Genomic DNA, 15,008 nt, shown 5'->3' with positions numbered 1-15,008 from the left:
GGGTCGTCACGGAGTCTATAGACGTCCCGCCGCGCTTTCGCATGCGGCCCGCCCGGAGGCAGGCCGCCTGAAATCAGGCCTGAGCCGCGATTTCCGCCTCGAAGGCGTATTCGATCCAGGGCATCAGCGCCTCGAGATCGGCCTTCTCGACGGTCGAGCCGCACCAGATGCGCAGGCCGGCCGGGGCGTCACGATAGGCGCCGACGTCAAGCGCGACGCCTTCCTTCTCGAGCCGCTTCGCGACCGCCTTGGCGAAGGCCGCGCCGTCCTTGATGCGGGCGTCGTTGAACTTCAGGCACACCGAGGTGGTCGAGGCATTCGCCGGGTTGTTGGCGAGGTTCTCGATCCAGGGCTTCGCCGCGACGAAATCCCACACCACCTGCGCGTTCGCCTCGGCGCGGCCGATCAGGCCCTTCAGGCCGCCGATCGTCTTCGCCCATTTCAGCGCCACGAGGTAATCCTCGACGCAGAGCATCGACGGCGTGTTGATCGTCTCGCCGACGAAGATGCCGTCGATCAGCTTGCCGCCCTTGGTCATGCGGAAGATCTTCGGCATCGGCCATTTCGGGGTGTAGGTTTCCAGCCGCTCGACGGCGCGCGGGCTGAGGATCAGCACGCCATGGCCGCCCTCGCCGCCCAGCACCTTCTGCCAGGAGAAGGTGACGACGTCGAGCTTGTCCCAGGGCAGATCCATCGCGAAGGCGGCCGAGGTCGCGTCGCAGATGGTCAGGCCCTGGCGCTCGGCCGGGATGTCGTTGCCGTTGGCGACGCGCACGCCCGAGGTGGTGCCGTTCCAGGTGAAGACGACGTCGGTGTTGAAGTCGACATCGGTGAAATCGACGATGTCACCATATTCGGCCTTCTTCACGTCGGCGTCGATCTTGAGCTGTTTCACCACATCGGTGACCCAGCCCGAGCCGAAGGATTCCCAGGCGCACATGGTGACCGGGCGGGCACCGAGCAGCGACCACAGCGCCATCTCGACGGCGCCGGTGTCCGACGCGGGAACGATGCCGATGCGGTAGTCGGCGGGAACACCCAGGATCTCGCGGGTGGTCTCGATCGCCTCTTTCAGCTTCGCCTTGCCGACGGCGGCACGATGCGAGCGGCCAAGCGGCGCGTCAGCGAGCATGTCGAGGGAGAAACCGGGGATCTTCGCGCAGGGGCCCGAAGAAAAACGCGGATTGACCGGACGCGCGACCGGAGCTTCGTAAGCCATCAATGGTATCCTTCCAGATAAACGCCCCTCGTTGGGGAGAGGTGTCCCGCTGCGGCAGATACGCCTCCGCCTGCTCTGGCACAAGGGGGGAAATTGCGATATTGCGCCGCATCGGCGCCCGAAAGCGACGCCGCGCTCCACTATCGGAAACTTCTCGCGGAATCCCCCAATGTTCATTGCCGTCCTCCTCGCCGATCCGAAAGCCGCCAATCTCGAGCGCGTCACCGTTGAATCGCTGCGCAATGCCTGGGGCGGGGGCGAGGCGCGCTGGCTGAGCCCCGGCATCGCCGCCGAGTTCGAGCTGAGCGAGATGCCCTCGAATCGCTGGGACGTGTGGGAAAGCCTGCAGGGGCTGGGCCACGACCTGGTCATCGTGCCGGCCGCGGGGCGGCGCAAGAAGATGCTGCTCGCTGACATGGACAGCACGATGATCCAGCAGGAATGCATCGACGAGCTCGCCGACGTGGCGGGCGTCGGCGCGCGGGTGAAGGAGATCACGGCGCGGGCGATGAACGGCGAGCTCGATTTCGAGGGCGCGCTGACCGAACGCGTCGGCCTGCTCCGGGGGCTGTCCGCCGACGTCATCCGCCAGGTGATCGACGAGCGGCTCAGCTTCATGCCGGGGGGCCACGACCTGCTGCGCACGATGAAGGCGAACGGCGCCTATTGCGCGCTGGTCTCGGGCGGCTTCACCGCCTTCACCGGCCATGTCGCCGAGGTGCTGGGCTTTGACGAGAACCGCGCCAACGTGCTGCTGGTCGAGGACGGCAAGCTCACCGGCGTACCCTCGCGCCCGATCCTTGGCCGCGAGGCGAAGGTGCAGGCCTTCCACGAGATCTCGGCCCGGCTCGGCCTTGCCGCGACCGAGGTGATCGCCGTGGGCGACGGCGCGAACGACCTCGGCATGCTGCATCTGGCCGGCATGGGCGTGGCGCTGCACGCCAAGCCCTCGGTCGCCGCGCAATGCGACATCCGCATCAACCACGGCGACCTGAGCGCGCTGCTGTATATCCAGGGCTATTCGGTCGAAGACTTCGCCTGAACTGCGACACCGCCGCGCCAGGTGCCGCCAAGGCGCCAGTCGGCGGTGAGATGCACGAGATCCGCGACCCGGCCGGGGGCGATGCGCCCGGCCGGGGCCCCAATCAGCCCGGCAGGCCGCGCCGTCGCCATCGTCAGCGCCGCCTCGGGCGCAAGACCAAGACGGGTGATGCAGAGCCGGATCGCCTCAGGCAAGGTCAGGTCCGCCCCCGCAAGCGTGCCGTTTTCCAGCCGCAGCGCACCGTCACGGCGCAGGATCCGCCGCCCGGCCAGGGTGAACTCGCGCACCTCGGTGCCCGCGACCGCCATCGCATCGGTCACCAGAAACAGCCGCTCCCCCGCCAGTCGCAGCGCAAGCGACAGGGTCTCGGGGCAGACATGGATGCCGTCGGCGATCAGCCCGGCGGCGAAAGGCAGGCTCAGCGCCGCGCCAACGAGCCCCGGCTCGCGCGAGCCAAGCTGCGACATCGCGTTAAACAGATGGGTGACCATCCGCGCCCCGGCGGCATGGGCCGCCTGCGCCTCGGCAAAGCTTGCCTCGGCATGGCCGAGCGAGACGAGGATGCCGGCCTCGGCCAGTTGCGCGATCTGATCGGGGGTGGCAGAGGCGGGCGCCAGCGTGACCACCAGCGCCGGCAGACCGGTCTTCGCCTCGGTCAGGATGTCGATGTCGTCCTGCGTCAGCGGCCGGATGCACTGCGGCGGGTGGCAGCCCGGCCGCTTCGGATCAAGATGCGGCCCCTCGAGGTGCAGCCCCAGAAAGCCCGGCACCCGCGCCGCCGCGGCGATCCCCGCCGCCAGAACCGAGCGTGTCGCCGCCGCGGTGTCGGTGATCAGCGTCGGCAGCAGCCCGGTGGTGCCAAGCCGTGCGTGCGCATCGCAGATCGTGGCGATGGTCTCGACCGTGGCCGAACCATCGAGCATCACGCCGCCACCGCCGTTCACCTGCAGGTCGATCAGCCCGGGGGCAAGGGTGCCACCCGAAAGCGTTACGCGCGGCCCCACGGGCGCCTCGGCCTCGGGCAGAAGCCGCGCAATGCGGCCGCCCTCGACCACAAGCGCGGCGGCGTCGTGAAAGCGCATGCCGTCGAAGATCCGCGCGCCCGTAAAAATCAGTCGGTCCATGTCATCTCCTCGCGCGCAAGGGCCAGCGCGCCGTCCAGTGCCGTGCCCGCGGGCGTCAGCGCCGGCCAGTCGGGCAGAGCGAGCCGCGGCCCAAGCCCGCCCATCCAGACCACGGGCAGCGCGACCTCGGGTTGCAGCAGCTCCACCGCGGCGCGGATCTCGGCCGCGGCGCCCGCGCGCACCGCCTGCGCGGCCGGGTCGTCCTCGAAGGCGCGCGGCGCAAGGCGGGCCCAGTCGGCAGGCGTCGCGGCAAGCGAAAAGGCCACAAGCCCCGCCGGCCCGCCCAGCTCGTCCGCGAGCGCCGCCAGCAGCGGCGTCAGCGTCACGAAGCCATCGAGCGCACGAGTCGCGCGCATCACCAGCGCCCGGCCGATCCAGGCGCCCGAGGCCTCGTCGCCGAGCCGCAACCCCCAGCCGCCAATCGCGTGCAGCCGCCCGCCCAGCTGCCGGGCAAAGACCGAGCCGGTGCCGATCGCCACCGCGATCCCGTCGCGCGGACCAAGCGCGCCGCGCACCGAGGTGGCGACGTCCTGCACCACCTTCGCGCGAAACGGCAGTTCTGCCGCCAGCCGCGGCCCCGCGCCCGAGAGGTTCGCGCCGGCAAGGCCCAGCACCGCGCGCACCTGCGCCACGGGGCGCTCGCCGATCACCGCTTGCGCAACGGCGGACACCTCGCGCAGGGCCGCCTCGTAATCGGTGGCGATGTTCGCCGGGCCCGCCTCGGCCCGGGCCAGCACCGCCCCCGAGGCATCGGAAAGTGCCGCACGGCATCCGGTGCCGCCGCCGTCGATCCCGAGATAGAACATCGCCCCTCCTGCCCGGTTGCGTGGCGCCGGGCCTGTGCCCGCGCGAAGATGCCGCGCCGGGGGGCGGGGGGCAAGGCGAAACGCCGCCTGCGCCGCGGCGCACCGGCGGCCAACCGCACACGCGGCATCACCCCTTCGGCACAGGCCGCGGCAAGGCTTGCCGGGCGCCGCCGCGCTCGCTATGCCTTTTTGCATGAGCACAAGGACCCGTCCCTTTTCGCTGCGGCGCCTGCTGCTGCCGGCCCTGCTTGCGGGGCTTGCCGGCTGCGTTGCGCCCGGCACGCCCGCCACCGACCGCGCCGAGGTGCTCGGCGGCACGATGACCCTCGTTGCGCCGAAGGGGTTCTGCGTCGACCCCGGCTCGCGCCGCGAGGAGCGCGCCGGCAGCTTCGTGCTCTGGGGCAATTGCGCGGCGATCTCGGGCGATCCGGCAGCGCCGAAGCCGCCCTATCGCGCGATGCTCACCGCCACCGTCGGCCCCGAGGGCGCGGGCCCGGTGGAGGCGACCTTCCCGGGCTTCGAGCGCTTCTTCCGCTCGGGCGCGGGGCGCGCGGCGCTCGCCCGTTCCGGCGCGCCCGATGATGTCGAGATCCTGAAGGTCCGGCGCAGCGGCCATCTGCTGCTGCTGAAGATCCGCGACCGTTCAAGTGTGCAGGGCGCGCCGGTGAGCGAGACCTACTGGCGCGCGATCACCGGCCTTGCCGGGCGGATCACCGCACTTTCCGTGCTGCCGCTCGAGGGCGCCTCGATCAGCGACACGGCGCAGATTCGCCTGCTGACCGATTTCGATGCAACCATTCGCGCGGCGAACCCTGAAACGATCGCCGGTTCGCCGAAGGGTTGAGCGGCGGTCCCGGCTTTCCCGCGAAATCCCCGGAAACCGGAACGATTCCACTTTTCCCGCTTCAAATTCGGGAAGGGCGCGAATAAAACTCTGAAAAGCTGGGATTGTTTCCAAGAAGTTAACGATTTGTTACAAGGGTCGCGGCATGGTCAAGAAGCAGGACTCTTTTCTCGATCGGCTGGTGCAGCGACGGGCGCTGGCGCGCTGGCAACGGGCGACGCGCCTTGCCCCTTCTCTCGACCTCGATGACCTGCGTCAGCTGCGCGCAGATGCCGCGCAGGTGCGCCATGCCGTCGGTCAGCTTCTGCATGTCGCCGACGGCCGACTGACGATGCCGGTCAGCAGCGGCGACGGCATCGAGCGGCCGCTCGGCGCGGACTGGGCCTGGCGGCCGAACCTGTGGCGTGGCCCGATCAGCCCCGCCGGCATCGCCGCGGCGGAGAACCGCGACCGGCTCGGCGACGAGATCACGCTGTTCCACGACTGCAAGGTTTCCGAACTGACGCTGCGCCAGATGCGCAATACCCGCGACAAGGATCTTGCCCCCTACGGGCTGCGCATGGACGTGTTCCGCTTCGACGGCTCATTCCTCTCGCTGGTGCTCGATCTGCCTGAAAGCGGGCTGCGCGGGCTGCGGCGCACCCATCTGCTGCGGCTGAACATGGAGGTCGAGGTGGAAAAACCGCTCGAGATCTTCTGCCGGCTGAACGTCAAGCACGGGCCGAACACCGAGCAACTGGTGCGCGAGCTGCCGCTGAGCTCGGGGCCGAGCCATGTCGATTTCGACCTCGCCTATACCAAGATGAACGAGAAGCGGCTGGAGAAGGCCTGGGTCGACCTGATCTTCGAAGGGCCGCAGATGAACCAGGTGGTGCTGCGCGACGTGACCTTCGTGCGCCACCCACGTGCGGATATCTGAGGGGGAAGCCATGCTGGAAATGTCGCGGGTCCGCGGGGGCCGGTGGGAAGCGATCTGGGACGGGGCGGATAACGCACGCATCGCCGTGCTGCATCAGGGCGAGGAGCTGACGGGGCTGAGCTTCGAGGCGACGGGCGACGGCAAGTGGCGGCTGAGCCTGCCGCTGCCGCCCGAGCTCTTGTCGGACGGGGTGCAGACCTTTGTCATCCGCGAGGGCGGCGAGACGGTGGGCAGCTTCGCGATCGTCACCGGCGCGCCGCTCGAGGATGACCTGCGCGCCGAGCTCGACCTGCTTCGGGCCGAGCTCGATCTGCTGAAGAAGGCGTTCCGGCGCCATTGCGTCGAAACCGGCGCGGCCTGATGGCCACAGCCGGGGGGCGCCGCCCCCCGCCCCCCGAGGTATTTCGGGCAAGATGAAGATCAGAGCGCCGCGCCGAGGCGAGTTCCCTGGTCGATTGCCCGCTTCGCATCAAGCTCGCCCGCGACATCGGCACCGCCGATCACCTGCGGCGTGATCCCGGCGGCGATCAGCTGCTCGGCAAGGCTGCGCTCGCTCAGCTGGCCGGCGCACAGAACCACCGTGTCGGCGGCGATCAGCGTCGGGTCCTTGCGCTCGGGGCCGAAGCTGACCTCCAGCCCCTCGGCGGTGATCGCCTCGTAGTTCACCCCGCCGAGCATCCGCACGCCCTTCGCCTGCAGCGCCGCGCGGTGGATCCAGCCCGTCGTCTTGCCCAGCTTGCGGCCGGGCTTTTCCGGCTTGCGCTGCAACAGCGTCACCTGCCGCGCGGGCGATTCGGGCTGTGGCGCAGCAAGGCCGCCCGGGGTGCGCGCCGGATCGCCGACACCCCATTCGCGCATCCATTCGGCCCGGTGCAGGGTGGGGCTGTCGGTGACGGTCAGGAACTCGGCCACGTCGAAGCCGATGCCGCCCGCGCCGACGATCGCGACGCGCGGGCCAGCTGTGACCCGCCCGGTCAGGATGTCGATGTAGCTTGCGGCCCGTTCCTCGCCCGCGATGCCGGGGCTGCGGGGCGTGACGCCGGTGGCGATGATGACATCATCGAAGCCCGCAAGCGTCTCGACCGTCGCCTCGGTGTTCAGCCGCAGCGTGACGCCGGTGCGGGCGAGCATCGTCGCGAACCAGTCGGTGAGGCCGTGGAACTCCTCCTTGCCCGGCACCCGGCGCGCCATGCACAGCTGCCCGCCGATCTCGGCCGCGCGGTCGATCAGGGTGACGGCATGGCCGCGCCCGGCGGCGGTGATCGCGGCCGACAGGCCCGCGGGCCCCGCCCCGACGACGGCGATGCGCTTCGGCGCGGGCGTCGGGGCCAGCGTCAGCTCGGTCTCGTGCCCGGCGCGCGGGTTGACGAGGCAGCTCGAGATCTTGCCCGAGAAGGTATGATCGAGGCAGGCCTGGTTGCAGGCGATGCAGGGGGCGATTTCCGCCGCGCGCCCCTCGGCGGCCTTGGCGACGAAATCGGGATCGGCAAGGAAGGGGCGGGCGAGCGAGACCATGTCGGCATCGCCGCGGGCGAGGATCTCCTCGGCGACGCCCGGGGTGTTGATCCGGTTCGAGGTGATGACCGGGATCGAGACCTCGGGGCGCAGCCGCGCGGTGAGCCAGGTGAAGGCCGCGCGCGGCACCGAGGTGGCGATCGTCGGCACCCGCGCCTCGTGCCAGCCGATGCCGGTGTTGAGCATGCTGGCGCCGGCGGCCTCGATCGCCTTCGCGAGCGTCACCACCTCGTCCCAGGTCGAGCCCTCGGGCACCAGGTCGATGAGCGAGATCCGGTAGATCACGATGAAATCGGGGCCGACCGCCGCGCGCACGCGTTTCACCACCTCGACCGGCAGGCGCATCCGGTTCTCGTAGGAGCCGCCCCAGCGGTCCTCGCGCCGGTTCACATGGCGCACGAGGAACTGGTTCAGGAAATAGCCCTCGGATCCCATCACCTCGACGCCGTCATAGCCCGCCTCACGGGCGCGGGCGGCGGCGGTGGTGATGTCGGCGATCTGCTTCTCGATCCCGGCCTCGTCGAGTTCCTTTGGCGGGAAGGGCGAGATCGGCGATTTCACCGCGCTGGCCGAGACGCAGTCGGGCGAATAGGCATAGCGGCCGGCATGCAGGATCTGCATCGCGATGCGCCCGCCCGCCGCATGCACGCGCTCGGTGACGAGGCGGTGATGGGCGATGTCCTCGGGGGTGAACAACCCCGCCGCGCCCGGAAACACCCCGCCCTCCCGGTTCGGCGCCATGCCGCCCGTCACCATCAGCCCGACGCCGCCGCGGGCGCGTTCGGCGTAGAACTCGGCGACGCGGTTCCAGTCGCCCGTCTCCTCGAGATTGGTGTGCATCGAGCCCATCAGCACGCGGTTCTTCAGAACCACGTGACCGAGGTCGAGCGGCGCAAGCATGTGCGGATAGTGGCTCATAGGTCTCCTCCCTGGCTGGCGCCAAAGTGACGTGCACGGAAGCCTCTGTCACGCCGAACGCGGCGTCAATGGCGGGCAGGCCGTCAGGACCGCGCCTGCCGGTCGAAGACCCGATGCGCGACGAAAAGCGTGACGGCGGCGATGGCGAACAGCGCCGAGACCGCCGGCACCACCTCGGCGAGGCCAAAGCCCTTGAGGAAGATCCCCTTCGACAGCGCGATGAAATGGGTGAGCGGGTTCACCGCACTCAACATCTGCAGAGGGGCGGGCATGTTCTCGACCGGGGCAAGATAGCCCGAGAGCACCACCGAGGGCACCATGAAGCAGAAGACGCCGAGGAAGGCCTGCTGCTGGCTGGCGCTGATCGCCGAGATCAGCAGCCCCACGCCCGACAGCGCCAGCGCATAGGCGAACATCGCAAGCAGCAGCATCCACAGTTGCCCGGTGAAGGGCACGCCGTAAAGGAACACCGCCGCCGCGGCGATCACGCTGGCCTGCACCATCGCCACCAGAATGCCCGGCACCGCCTTGCCGACCATGATGTAGCCCGGCGTCAGCGGGGTGACGAGCAGCTGGTCATAGGTGCCCTCCTCGCGCTCGCGCGCCAGCGACAGGGCGGTGACCAGCAGACAGCCGATGGTCGAGATGATGGCGACAAGGCTGGGCAGCACGAACCACTTGTAGTCGAGGTTCGGGTTGTAGAGGTTGCGCCGCTCGATCCGTGCCGGCAGCACCTGCCCCGCACGCTCGTCGGCGAAGGTCGAGGTGATGCCGCGGATGTAGGAAAAGGCGATCTGCGCGGCGTTCGACTTGCGCCCGTCGATCAGCGCCTGCACCGTGACCGGGGTGCCCTCGAGCAGCTTGCGCGAGAAGTCGGGCGGGATGCGCAGCCCCAGAAGCGCCTTTTGTGCGTCGATCGCCTGCTCGAGCCCGGCCTCGCTGTGCACCGGGTGGAGCGTGCCGAAGGCCGAAGCGGCGGCGATGCGGTTCACCAGCTCGACCGCCTCGGCGCCCGGATCCTCGTTCAGGATCGCGATGGCGGCGCTGCGCACCTCGAGCGTGGTGGCGAAGGGGAAGACAACGAGCTGCACCAGAAGCGGCATCATCAGCATCGCCACGTTGCGGCGCGAGGACAGCAGCTGCGCCAGCTCTTTCGCGATCAGGGTGAGGATGCGGCGCCACATCGTCAGCCGTCCAGTCTCATGCGGGTGCGCCGCGCCGTCAGGCCCAGCCAGAACAGCGCCGAGACCAGCAGGAACAGCAGGTTCGGCAGCAGGATCGCGGCGATGTCGCCGGCCTGGAACAGGGTCTGCATCACCGTCACGAAATAGCGCGCCGGCACGATCAGCGTCACCGCCTGCACGAAGGCCGGCATCGAGGAGATCTCGAAGATCAGCCCGGACAGCATCACTGCCGGCAGGAAGGCGGCGTTCAGCGCCGCGAGCGCCGCGTTGAACTGGTTGCGGGTCAGCGTCGAAAGAAGCAACCCGATGCCGAGCACGCTGCCCAGGAACAGGCTGGTGGCGACGAACAGCATGGCGATCGAGCCGCGCAGCGGCACGTGCATCAGCACCACCGCGATGACGACGCAGACCGCCATCGCGATCAGCCCGAGCCCGTAATAGGGCAGCGCCTTCGACAGCAACAGCTCGGCCCGCCGCACCGGGGTGGCGAGCAGCGCCTCCATCGTGCCGCGCTCCCATTCCCGCGCCACGACAAGCGAGGTCAGCAGCGCGCCGATGATCGTCATCACCACCGCGATCGAGCCCGGGATCAGGAAGTTGCGGCTTTCGGTCGAGGGGTTGAACCAGTAGCGCGGTTCCAGCGACACCGGCGGATCGGCGCTGAGGCCGCGGGCATCGGCGCGCGCGTGCAGCCAGCTTTCGAACAGCCCCTGGGCATAGCTTGCGACGAAATTCGCGGTGTTCGGCTCCGAGCCGTCGGTCAGCACCTGAATCCGCGCGCTGCCGTCGCCAGCGGCCAGCCGCGCACCGAAATCGGGCGGGATCACGATGAGACCGCGCAGCGCGCCTTCGGCCATCGGCGTTGCCAGCTCGGCCCGGGTCCGGGCAAAGCGCGGGGTGATATAGGGCGAACCCGCAGCCACGGCGGCAAAGCGCTGCGCCTCGACGCCCTGATCCTCGAGCACGATGCCGAGCGACAGCCGGTTGGTATCAAGCGAGATGCCGAAGCCGAAGATGAACAGCAGCACGACCGGCAGCAGCACGGCAATCAGCAGGCTGCTCGGATCGCGCAGGATCTGCTTCGTCTCCTTGATGCAGAGCGCGCGCAGCCGGCGCAGCGAAAACCCCTCGTGCGGTGTGCGGGTCATGGGACACCCCCTGCCGCGGCGCGGGCGGCATCGTCGCGCTCGATCAGCCGGATGAAGGCATCCTCGAAGGTCGGGTCGGGCAACGCGGCATCGGCGACCTGCCGCTTCAGATCGTCGGGCGGGCCAACGGCGATCAGACGGCCGCGATAGACCAGCCCGATGCGGTCGCAATATTCCGCCTCGTCCATGAAATGGGTGGTCACCATCACCGTCACGCCGCGGTCGACAAGCGCGTTGATATGCGACCAGAACTCGCGCCGGGTCACGGGGTCGACGCCCGAGGTCGGCTCGTCGAGGAACAGCAGCGGCGGCTCGTGCATCAGCGCGCAGGCGAGCGACAGGCGTTGCTTGAAGCCAAGCGGCAGCTCGCCCGCCTGCGTGCGGCGATAGCGGTCAAGCTCGAAGCTTTCCAGCATCTGCGCCACCTTGCGGTCACGGCTGCGGCCGCTGAGCCCGTAGATGCCGGCGAAGAAGCGCAGGTTCCGCTCGACCCCGAGGTTGCCGTAAAGCGAGAATTTCTGCGCCATGTAGCCCAGATTCTGCCGCGCCTCGGGGGCCGAGTGCTTCAGGTCGATGCCCATCACCTGCGCCTCGCCGGATGTGGGCGCGAGCAGGCCGCACATCATCCGGAAGGTGGTCGACTTGCCGGCGCCGTTCGGGCCGAGCAGGCCGAAGATCTCGCCGCGCCGGACCGAGAAGCTGACGTGATCGGTGGCGACGAAATCGCCGAAGCGGCGGGTCAGGTCATGGGCGCGGATCACCGCCTCGGGGTCGACATGATCGGGCAGCGCCACCTCGGCGAGCGTGCCGGCAAGGGCCGAGCGGCCGTCGGGCCCGCCGCCCACGAGATCGATGAAGGCATCCTCGAGCCGCGGCTCGACCGGCACGATGCGCGGCGCGTCCTCGCCGAGCTCGGCCACGGGCGGCGCCTGCCCCTCGGCCAGCACAAGCCGCACCGCATCGCCCTGGATCACCCCGTCGATCACCCCCGGAAGGCCGAGCGCGCGGCGCAGGAAATGACGCCGGTTGCCGCGGATGTCGCAGGCGAGAACCGAGCGGCCGCGCATCCGCGCGATCTGCTCGCCCGGCGCCCCGGCAAAGATCACCCGCCCGGCGTTCATCAGGCACAGCGCGTCGCAACGCTCGGCCTCCTCGAGGTAGGCCGTGGCCCAGACCACCGCCATGCCGTCGGCGGCGAGCGCCTGCACCATCCGCCACAGCTCGCGCCGCGAGATCGGATCGACGCCCACCCCGGGTTCGTCGAGCAACAGCAGTTCCGGCTGCCCGACCAGCGTGCAGGCAAGGCCGAGCTTCTGCTTCATGCCGCCCGACAGCTTGCCGGCGAGCCGCCCGGTGAAGCGGTGCAGATCGGTGAAATCGAGCAGCCGCTCGAACTGCGCCTGCCGCGCCGCGCCGGTGACGCCGCGCAGATCGGCATAGAGAACCAGGTTCTCCATCACCGTCAGATCCTCGTAGAGGCCGAATTTCTGCGGCATGTAGCCCACCCGCAGGTGCAGCTCCGACGCGGCATGCAGCGGGTCGAGCCCCAGCACCTCGATCTCGCCCGAGACGGGTTTCAACAGCCCCGCCATCAGCCGCATCAGCGTGGTCTTGCCCGCGCCATCGGGCCCCGCCAGCCCGGTGATGACGCCGCGATCGACGCTCAGCGCCACATCGTCCAGCGCGTGCTCCTCCGCGCCCTGCCCGGCATAGTGGTGGGTCAGGCCGCGGATCGAGACCGCCAGACCCGCCGCCATCGCACTCACCCCGCCTCGGCGGCAAGGCGCACCGTCACCGGCATGCCCTGACGCAGCGCGGCGTCACCATCCTCGACGGTGATCCGCAGCCGGTAGACGAGGGCGCTGCGCAGGCTCTGCGTCTCGACCTGCTTCGGCGTGAACTCGGCGCGCGAGGAGACGAAGCCGACCGTGCCGTGATAGGGCGCGCCCGGGTGGGCATCGGTGAAGACCAGCACCTTGGTGCCCGGCGCGACCCGGCCAAGGTCGGGCTCCCCGACATAGGCACGCACGCGGATGGGCGTGTCGAGTGACAGCGTGACCACCGTGGTGCCGGCCGCGACCATCGCGCCCGGCTCGACCGCGCGGGTCAGCACGGTGCCTGCCTCGGGCGTAGTGAGCACGGTATCGTCCAGCTGGATCTGCGCCGCGTCGCGCGCGGCAGTGGCGGCCTGTCGCTGTGCCACGGCCTGCGCGATCTCGGCCGGGCGGGCGCCGGTCACCGCAGCAAGATGCGCCTGCACCGCGGCCTCATGCGCCGCCTGTGCCTGGCCAAGCGCGGCCTCGGCGGAATCGAGCGCCTGCTGCAGCGAGACAGAGGTGGTCTTGAGCGCCTTCTGCCGCGCATAGGTCGCCTCGGCATTGCGCAGCGCCGCCTCGGTGCCGGCGACCTCGGCCGCGAGCCGGGCGATCTCCTCGGCGCGCGCGCCCTCCTTCAGCAGCGTCTCGGCCGCCGTCGCGGCATCGAGCGCCCCCTGCGCCTGTGCGAGCGCCGCGCGCTGCGGCGCCGCGTCGAGCCGCGCGATCTCGTCCCCGGGCGCCAGACGGTCACCCTCCTCGACGGCAAGCGACAGGATCCGACCGCCGGTGCGGAAGGCCAGGTTCAGCTCGCGGATGTCGACATTGCCGCCAAGAACCAGCGGCCCCTGCGCGGCCGGGCGCGCCTGCCACAGGACAAGGCCGCCCACCGCCAGCGCGACGGCCAGCCCCGCCATGATCGCCCCTCGCCGCATCGCGCCGCTCCCCCGTGGTTCCGCGTCAGCCTAGGAAGGCACGACCCCGCTGACAACAGAAAAATGACTGGCGGGTCATTTTGTCCCGTGCAAGGATGGCGCCATGCAGGAGACCACGCCCGAGCCACAGCAGGCCCAGCCCGAAGCGGGGCTGCGCGACCGCAAGAAGGAAGCCAAGCGTGCCGCGATCATCGCGGCGGCGCAGGCCGAGTTCATCGCCCATGGCTTTGCCGAGGCGCGGCTGGCGCGTGTGGCGGCGCAGGCGGGCGTGGCGAAGGGCACGCTCTACCTGTATTTCGACAGCAAGGAGGCGCTCTTCGATGCGGTGCTGCGCGGCGCGCTGCCGCTGATCTTCGCGCCGCCCGCAGCGCCCGATCCCGGCACGCCGCCGCAGCTCGCCTTTCGCCGCCGGCTGCGCGCGGCGATCGCCGACATGCAGGCCTCGGAGCGCGACAAGCTGGCGCTGATCGTGCTGAGCGAAAGCGCGCAGTTTCCGGGCCTTGCGCGGATCTATCTCGAGGCGATCCTCGAGCCGCTGTTCGGGCTGGTGCGCGACTATGCCCGCAGCTCGGGGGTGGCGCGGCTCGAACCGCTCACCCGCTATCCGCAGCTGCTGCTGGCGCCGATGCTGGCGGCGACGATGTGGAACCGGCTGATGACCGAACGCCCGCCGCTCGACCTGTCCGAGATGCTCGAGACGCATCTGACGCTGGTTCTGGGCCCGCCCGAGGGCGAACCCGCCGGGGTCACAGGGTGAAGGCCGCGACGAAGGCGTCGACGGCGGCGTCGCTGTCGCCCGCGGCGAAGGCCTCCATCCCCACCGGGCCGCGATAGCCCATCGCCCACAGCCCCCGCGCCACGCCGGGATAGTTGATCTCGCCGGTGCCAGGTTCGCAGCGGCCGGGATTGTCGGCGACCTGCACCTCGCCGATCCAGGGCAGGCATTTCCCGCACCAGCGCAGCAGATCCCCCTCGCCCAGCTGGGTGTGATAGAGGTCGAGGTTGATACGCAGCTGCGGCCGGTCGACCGAGGACACCAGCGCCAGCACATCCGCGGTGCGGCCGAAGGGGCAGCCGGGGTGGTCGAGCGGGTTGAGGTTCTCGAGGGTGAAGACCACACCCTCGGCCTCGGCCAGATCGCAGATCCGCATCAGCGTGTCGCGCGCGCGCAGCCACATCGCGCCGGTGACGACCTCGCTTTGGCGCAGCGGAATGCCGCCCGGGCCAAGCCCCGTGCCATGCAGGTTCAGCCGCGCCACGCCCAGCCGCTTGCCCACCTGCACCGTCTCGCACGCCGAGGCCAGCAGCCGCTCGGCCCCCTCGGCATCGGCGAGCCGCCCCTCGAGATAGCCGTTCATGATCGTGTAGCGCGCGCCCAGCCGTTCCAGTTCGGCGATGTCATGGTCGGGCCAGTTCCACAGCCCGACGCCAAGGCCGCGCTCAGTCAGGCGGGCGACGCGCCACGCGATCGGGCGGTCGGGCCAGAGCATCTCGGCGCAGACGGCAAGCGGAAAGGGTCGGGTCATTCGTGTCACTCCGG

The 15,008-nt window shown here is 70.0% G+C and carries 14 protein-coding genes; 5 read left to right on the top strand and 9 right to left on the bottom strand.

All coding sequences use genetic code 11. From position 1 onward, the window contains the following. Nucleotides 1-73 precede the first annotated feature (73 nt). Nucleotides 74-1,219: a phosphoserine transaminase gene (locus tag EOW65_RS09600; protein WP_128148897.1), complete on the bottom strand. Its 1,146-nt coding sequence runs from the start codon at nucleotides 1,217-1,219 to the stop codon at nucleotides 74-76. A 169-nt stretch (nucleotides 1,220-1,388) separates the two neighbouring features. Here EOW65_RS09600 and serB point away from each other — a divergent pair, with 169 nt between their 5' ends. Further along, nucleotides 1,389-2,261 carry a phosphoserine phosphatase SerB gene (serB, locus tag EOW65_RS09595; RefSeq protein ID WP_128148895.1) on the top strand — a complete coding sequence of 291 codons (873 nt, stop codon included), beginning with the start codon at nucleotides 1,389-1,391 and terminating at the stop codon, nucleotides 2,259-2,261. Here the strand turns inward: serB and nagA are convergent. Both nagA and EOW65_RS09585 read right to left on the bottom strand, forming a co-directional pair. Continuing rightward, on the bottom strand, nucleotides 2,237-3,385 hold the full coding sequence (nagA, locus tag EOW65_RS09590; RefSeq protein WP_128148893.1) for an N-acetylglucosamine-6-phosphate deacetylase: 1,149 nt from the start codon (nucleotides 3,383-3,385) through the stop codon (nucleotides 2,237-2,239). The two genes, serB and nagA, sit on opposite strands and share 25 nt — an antisense overlap. After that, a complete protein-coding gene (locus EOW65_RS09585; protein WP_128148891.1) occupies nucleotides 3,373-4,191 on the bottom strand; it encodes a BadF/BadG/BcrA/BcrD ATPase family protein in 819 nt (272 codons plus the stop codon). Before EOW65_RS09585 ends, nagA begins: the two co-directional genes overlap by 13 nt. 193 nt (nucleotides 4,192-4,384) lie before the next feature. Between EOW65_RS09585 and EOW65_RS09580 the strand changes: the two genes are divergently transcribed. The 3 genes from EOW65_RS09580 to EOW65_RS09570 all read left to right on the top strand — a co-directional run bounded on the left by EOW65_RS09580 (nucleotide 4,385) and on the right by EOW65_RS09570 (nucleotide 6,315). Continuing rightward, on the top strand, nucleotides 4,385-5,035 hold the full coding sequence (locus EOW65_RS09580; protein WP_128148889.1) for a hypothetical protein: 651 nt from the start codon (nucleotides 4,385-4,387) through the stop codon (nucleotides 5,033-5,035). Nucleotides 5,036-5,180: 145 nt separating this feature from the next. After that, nucleotides 5,181-5,954 (top strand): DUF6478 family protein, encoded by a 774-nt coding sequence (locus tag EOW65_RS09575; RefSeq protein ID WP_128148887.1) that lies wholly within the window; start codon nucleotides 5,181-5,183, stop codon nucleotides 5,952-5,954. A 10-nt stretch (nucleotides 5,955-5,964) separates the two neighbouring features. Next, nucleotides 5,965-6,315 (top strand): hypothetical protein, encoded by a 351-nt coding sequence (locus EOW65_RS09570; protein WP_128148885.1) that lies wholly within the window; start codon nucleotides 5,965-5,967, stop codon nucleotides 6,313-6,315. Nucleotides 6,316-6,374: 59 nt separating this feature from the next. Here the strand turns inward: EOW65_RS09570 and EOW65_RS09565 are convergent, their stop codons facing one another. The 5 genes from EOW65_RS09565 to EOW65_RS09545 form a co-directional block, all read right to left on the bottom strand. Continuing rightward, nucleotides 6,375-8,387 carry an NADPH-dependent 2,4-dienoyl-CoA reductase gene (locus EOW65_RS09565; protein ID WP_128148883.1) on the bottom strand — a complete coding sequence of 671 codons (2,013 nt, stop codon included), beginning with the start codon at nucleotides 8,385-8,387 and terminating at the stop codon, nucleotides 6,375-6,377. An 83-nt stretch (nucleotides 8,388-8,470) separates the two neighbouring features. Continuing rightward, nucleotides 8,471-9,571: an ABC transporter permease gene (locus EOW65_RS09560; RefSeq protein ID WP_128148882.1), complete on the bottom strand. Its 1,101-nt coding sequence runs from the start codon at nucleotides 9,569-9,571 to the stop codon at nucleotides 8,471-8,473. Between the two features lie 2 nt (nucleotides 9,572-9,573). Continuing rightward, nucleotides 9,574-10,719, bottom strand: coding sequence for an ABC transporter permease (locus EOW65_RS09555; protein ID WP_128148880.1), 1,146 nt, complete (start codon nucleotides 10,717-10,719; stop codon nucleotides 9,574-9,576). Then, the gene (locus tag EOW65_RS09550) at nucleotides 10,716-12,476 is read right to left on the bottom strand and encodes an ATP-binding cassette domain-containing protein (RefSeq protein ID WP_128148878.1); all 1,761 of its coding nucleotides are present in this window, start codon (nucleotides 12,474-12,476) and stop codon (nucleotides 10,716-10,718) included. The genes EOW65_RS09555 and EOW65_RS09550 overlap by 4 nt, the downstream gene beginning before the upstream one ends. Nucleotides 12,477-12,481: 5 nt before the next feature. After that, entirely contained in the window at nucleotides 12,482-13,468 is a 987-nt protein-coding gene (locus EOW65_RS09545; RefSeq protein WP_128148876.1) for an HlyD family efflux transporter periplasmic adaptor subunit, read from the bottom strand. A 103-nt stretch (nucleotides 13,469-13,571) separates the two neighbouring features. Between EOW65_RS09545 and EOW65_RS09540 the strand changes: the two genes are divergently transcribed. After that, on the top strand, nucleotides 13,572-14,225 hold the full coding sequence (locus tag EOW65_RS09540; RefSeq protein ID WP_128148874.1) for a TetR/AcrR family transcriptional regulator: 654 nt from the start codon (nucleotides 13,572-13,574) through the stop codon (nucleotides 14,223-14,225). Here the strand turns inward: EOW65_RS09540 and EOW65_RS09535 are convergent. Next, nucleotides 14,215-14,994, bottom strand: coding sequence for a TIM barrel protein (locus EOW65_RS09535; protein WP_128148872.1), 780 nt, complete (start codon nucleotides 14,992-14,994; stop codon nucleotides 14,215-14,217). The genes EOW65_RS09540 and EOW65_RS09535 overlap by 11 nt on opposite strands. Nucleotides 14,995-15,008 lie beyond the last annotated feature (14 nt).

Origin of the sequence: Paenirhodobacter ferrireducens (assembly GCF_004022265.1) — a bacterium.
GTDB lineage: Bacteria > Pseudomonadota > Alphaproteobacteria > Rhodobacterales > Rhodobacteraceae > Rhodobacter > Rhodobacter ferrireducens.
The sequence above is the reverse complement of the archived record's forward strand: the minus strand, read 5'-3'. Positions and strand labels throughout refer to the sequence as shown.

What these genes read in the sequence shown, in the direction of transcription:
- EOW65_RS09575 (WP_128148887.1), top strand. Translation starts at nt 5,181, where the DNA reads ATGGTCAAGAAGCAGGACTCTTTTCTCGATCGGCTGGTGCAGCGACGG.
- EOW65_RS09550 (WP_128148878.1), bottom strand. Translation starts at nt 12,476, where the DNA reads ATGGCGGCGGGTCTGGCGGTCTCGATCCGCGGCCTGACCCACCACTAT.
- EOW65_RS09555 (WP_128148880.1), bottom strand. Translation starts at nt 10,719, where the DNA reads ATGACCCGCACACCGCACGAGGGGTTTTCGCTGCGCCGGCTGCGCGCG.
- EOW65_RS09585 (WP_128148891.1), bottom strand. Translation starts at nt 4,191, where the DNA reads ATGTTCTATCTCGGGATCGACGGCGGCGGCACCGGATGCCGTGCGGCA.
- EOW65_RS09600 (WP_128148897.1), bottom strand. Translation starts at nt 1,219, where the DNA reads ATGGCTTACGAAGCTCCGGTCGCGCGTCCGGTCAATCCGCGTTTTTCT.
- EOW65_RS09545 (WP_128148876.1), bottom strand. Translation starts at nt 13,468, where the DNA reads ATGCGGCGAGGGGCGATCATGGCGGGGCTGGCCGTCGCGCTGGCGGTG.
- serB (WP_128148895.1), top strand. Translation starts at nt 1,389, where the DNA reads ATGTTCATTGCCGTCCTCCTCGCCGATCCGAAAGCCGCCAATCTCGAG.
- EOW65_RS09535 (WP_128148872.1), bottom strand. Translation starts at nt 14,994, where the DNA reads ATGACCCGACCCTTTCCGCTTGCCGTCTGCGCCGAGATGCTCTGGCCC.
- nagA (WP_128148893.1), bottom strand. Translation starts at nt 3,385, where the DNA reads ATGGACCGACTGATTTTTACGGGCGCGCGGATCTTCGACGGCATGCGC.
- EOW65_RS09540 (WP_128148874.1), top strand. Translation starts at nt 13,572, where the DNA reads ATGCAGGAGACCACGCCCGAGCCACAGCAGGCCCAGCCCGAAGCGGGG.
- EOW65_RS09565 (WP_128148883.1), bottom strand. Translation starts at nt 8,387, where the DNA reads ATGAGCCACTATCCGCACATGCTTGCGCCGCTCGACCTCGGTCACGTG.
- EOW65_RS09560 (WP_128148882.1), bottom strand. Translation starts at nt 9,571, where the DNA reads ATGTGGCGCCGCATCCTCACCCTGATCGCGAAAGAGCTGGCGCAGCTG.
- EOW65_RS09580 (WP_128148889.1), top strand. Translation starts at nt 4,385, where the DNA reads ATGAGCACAAGGACCCGTCCCTTTTCGCTGCGGCGCCTGCTGCTGCCG.
- EOW65_RS09570 (WP_128148885.1), top strand. Translation starts at nt 5,965, where the DNA reads ATGCTGGAAATGTCGCGGGTCCGCGGGGGCCGGTGGGAAGCGATCTGG.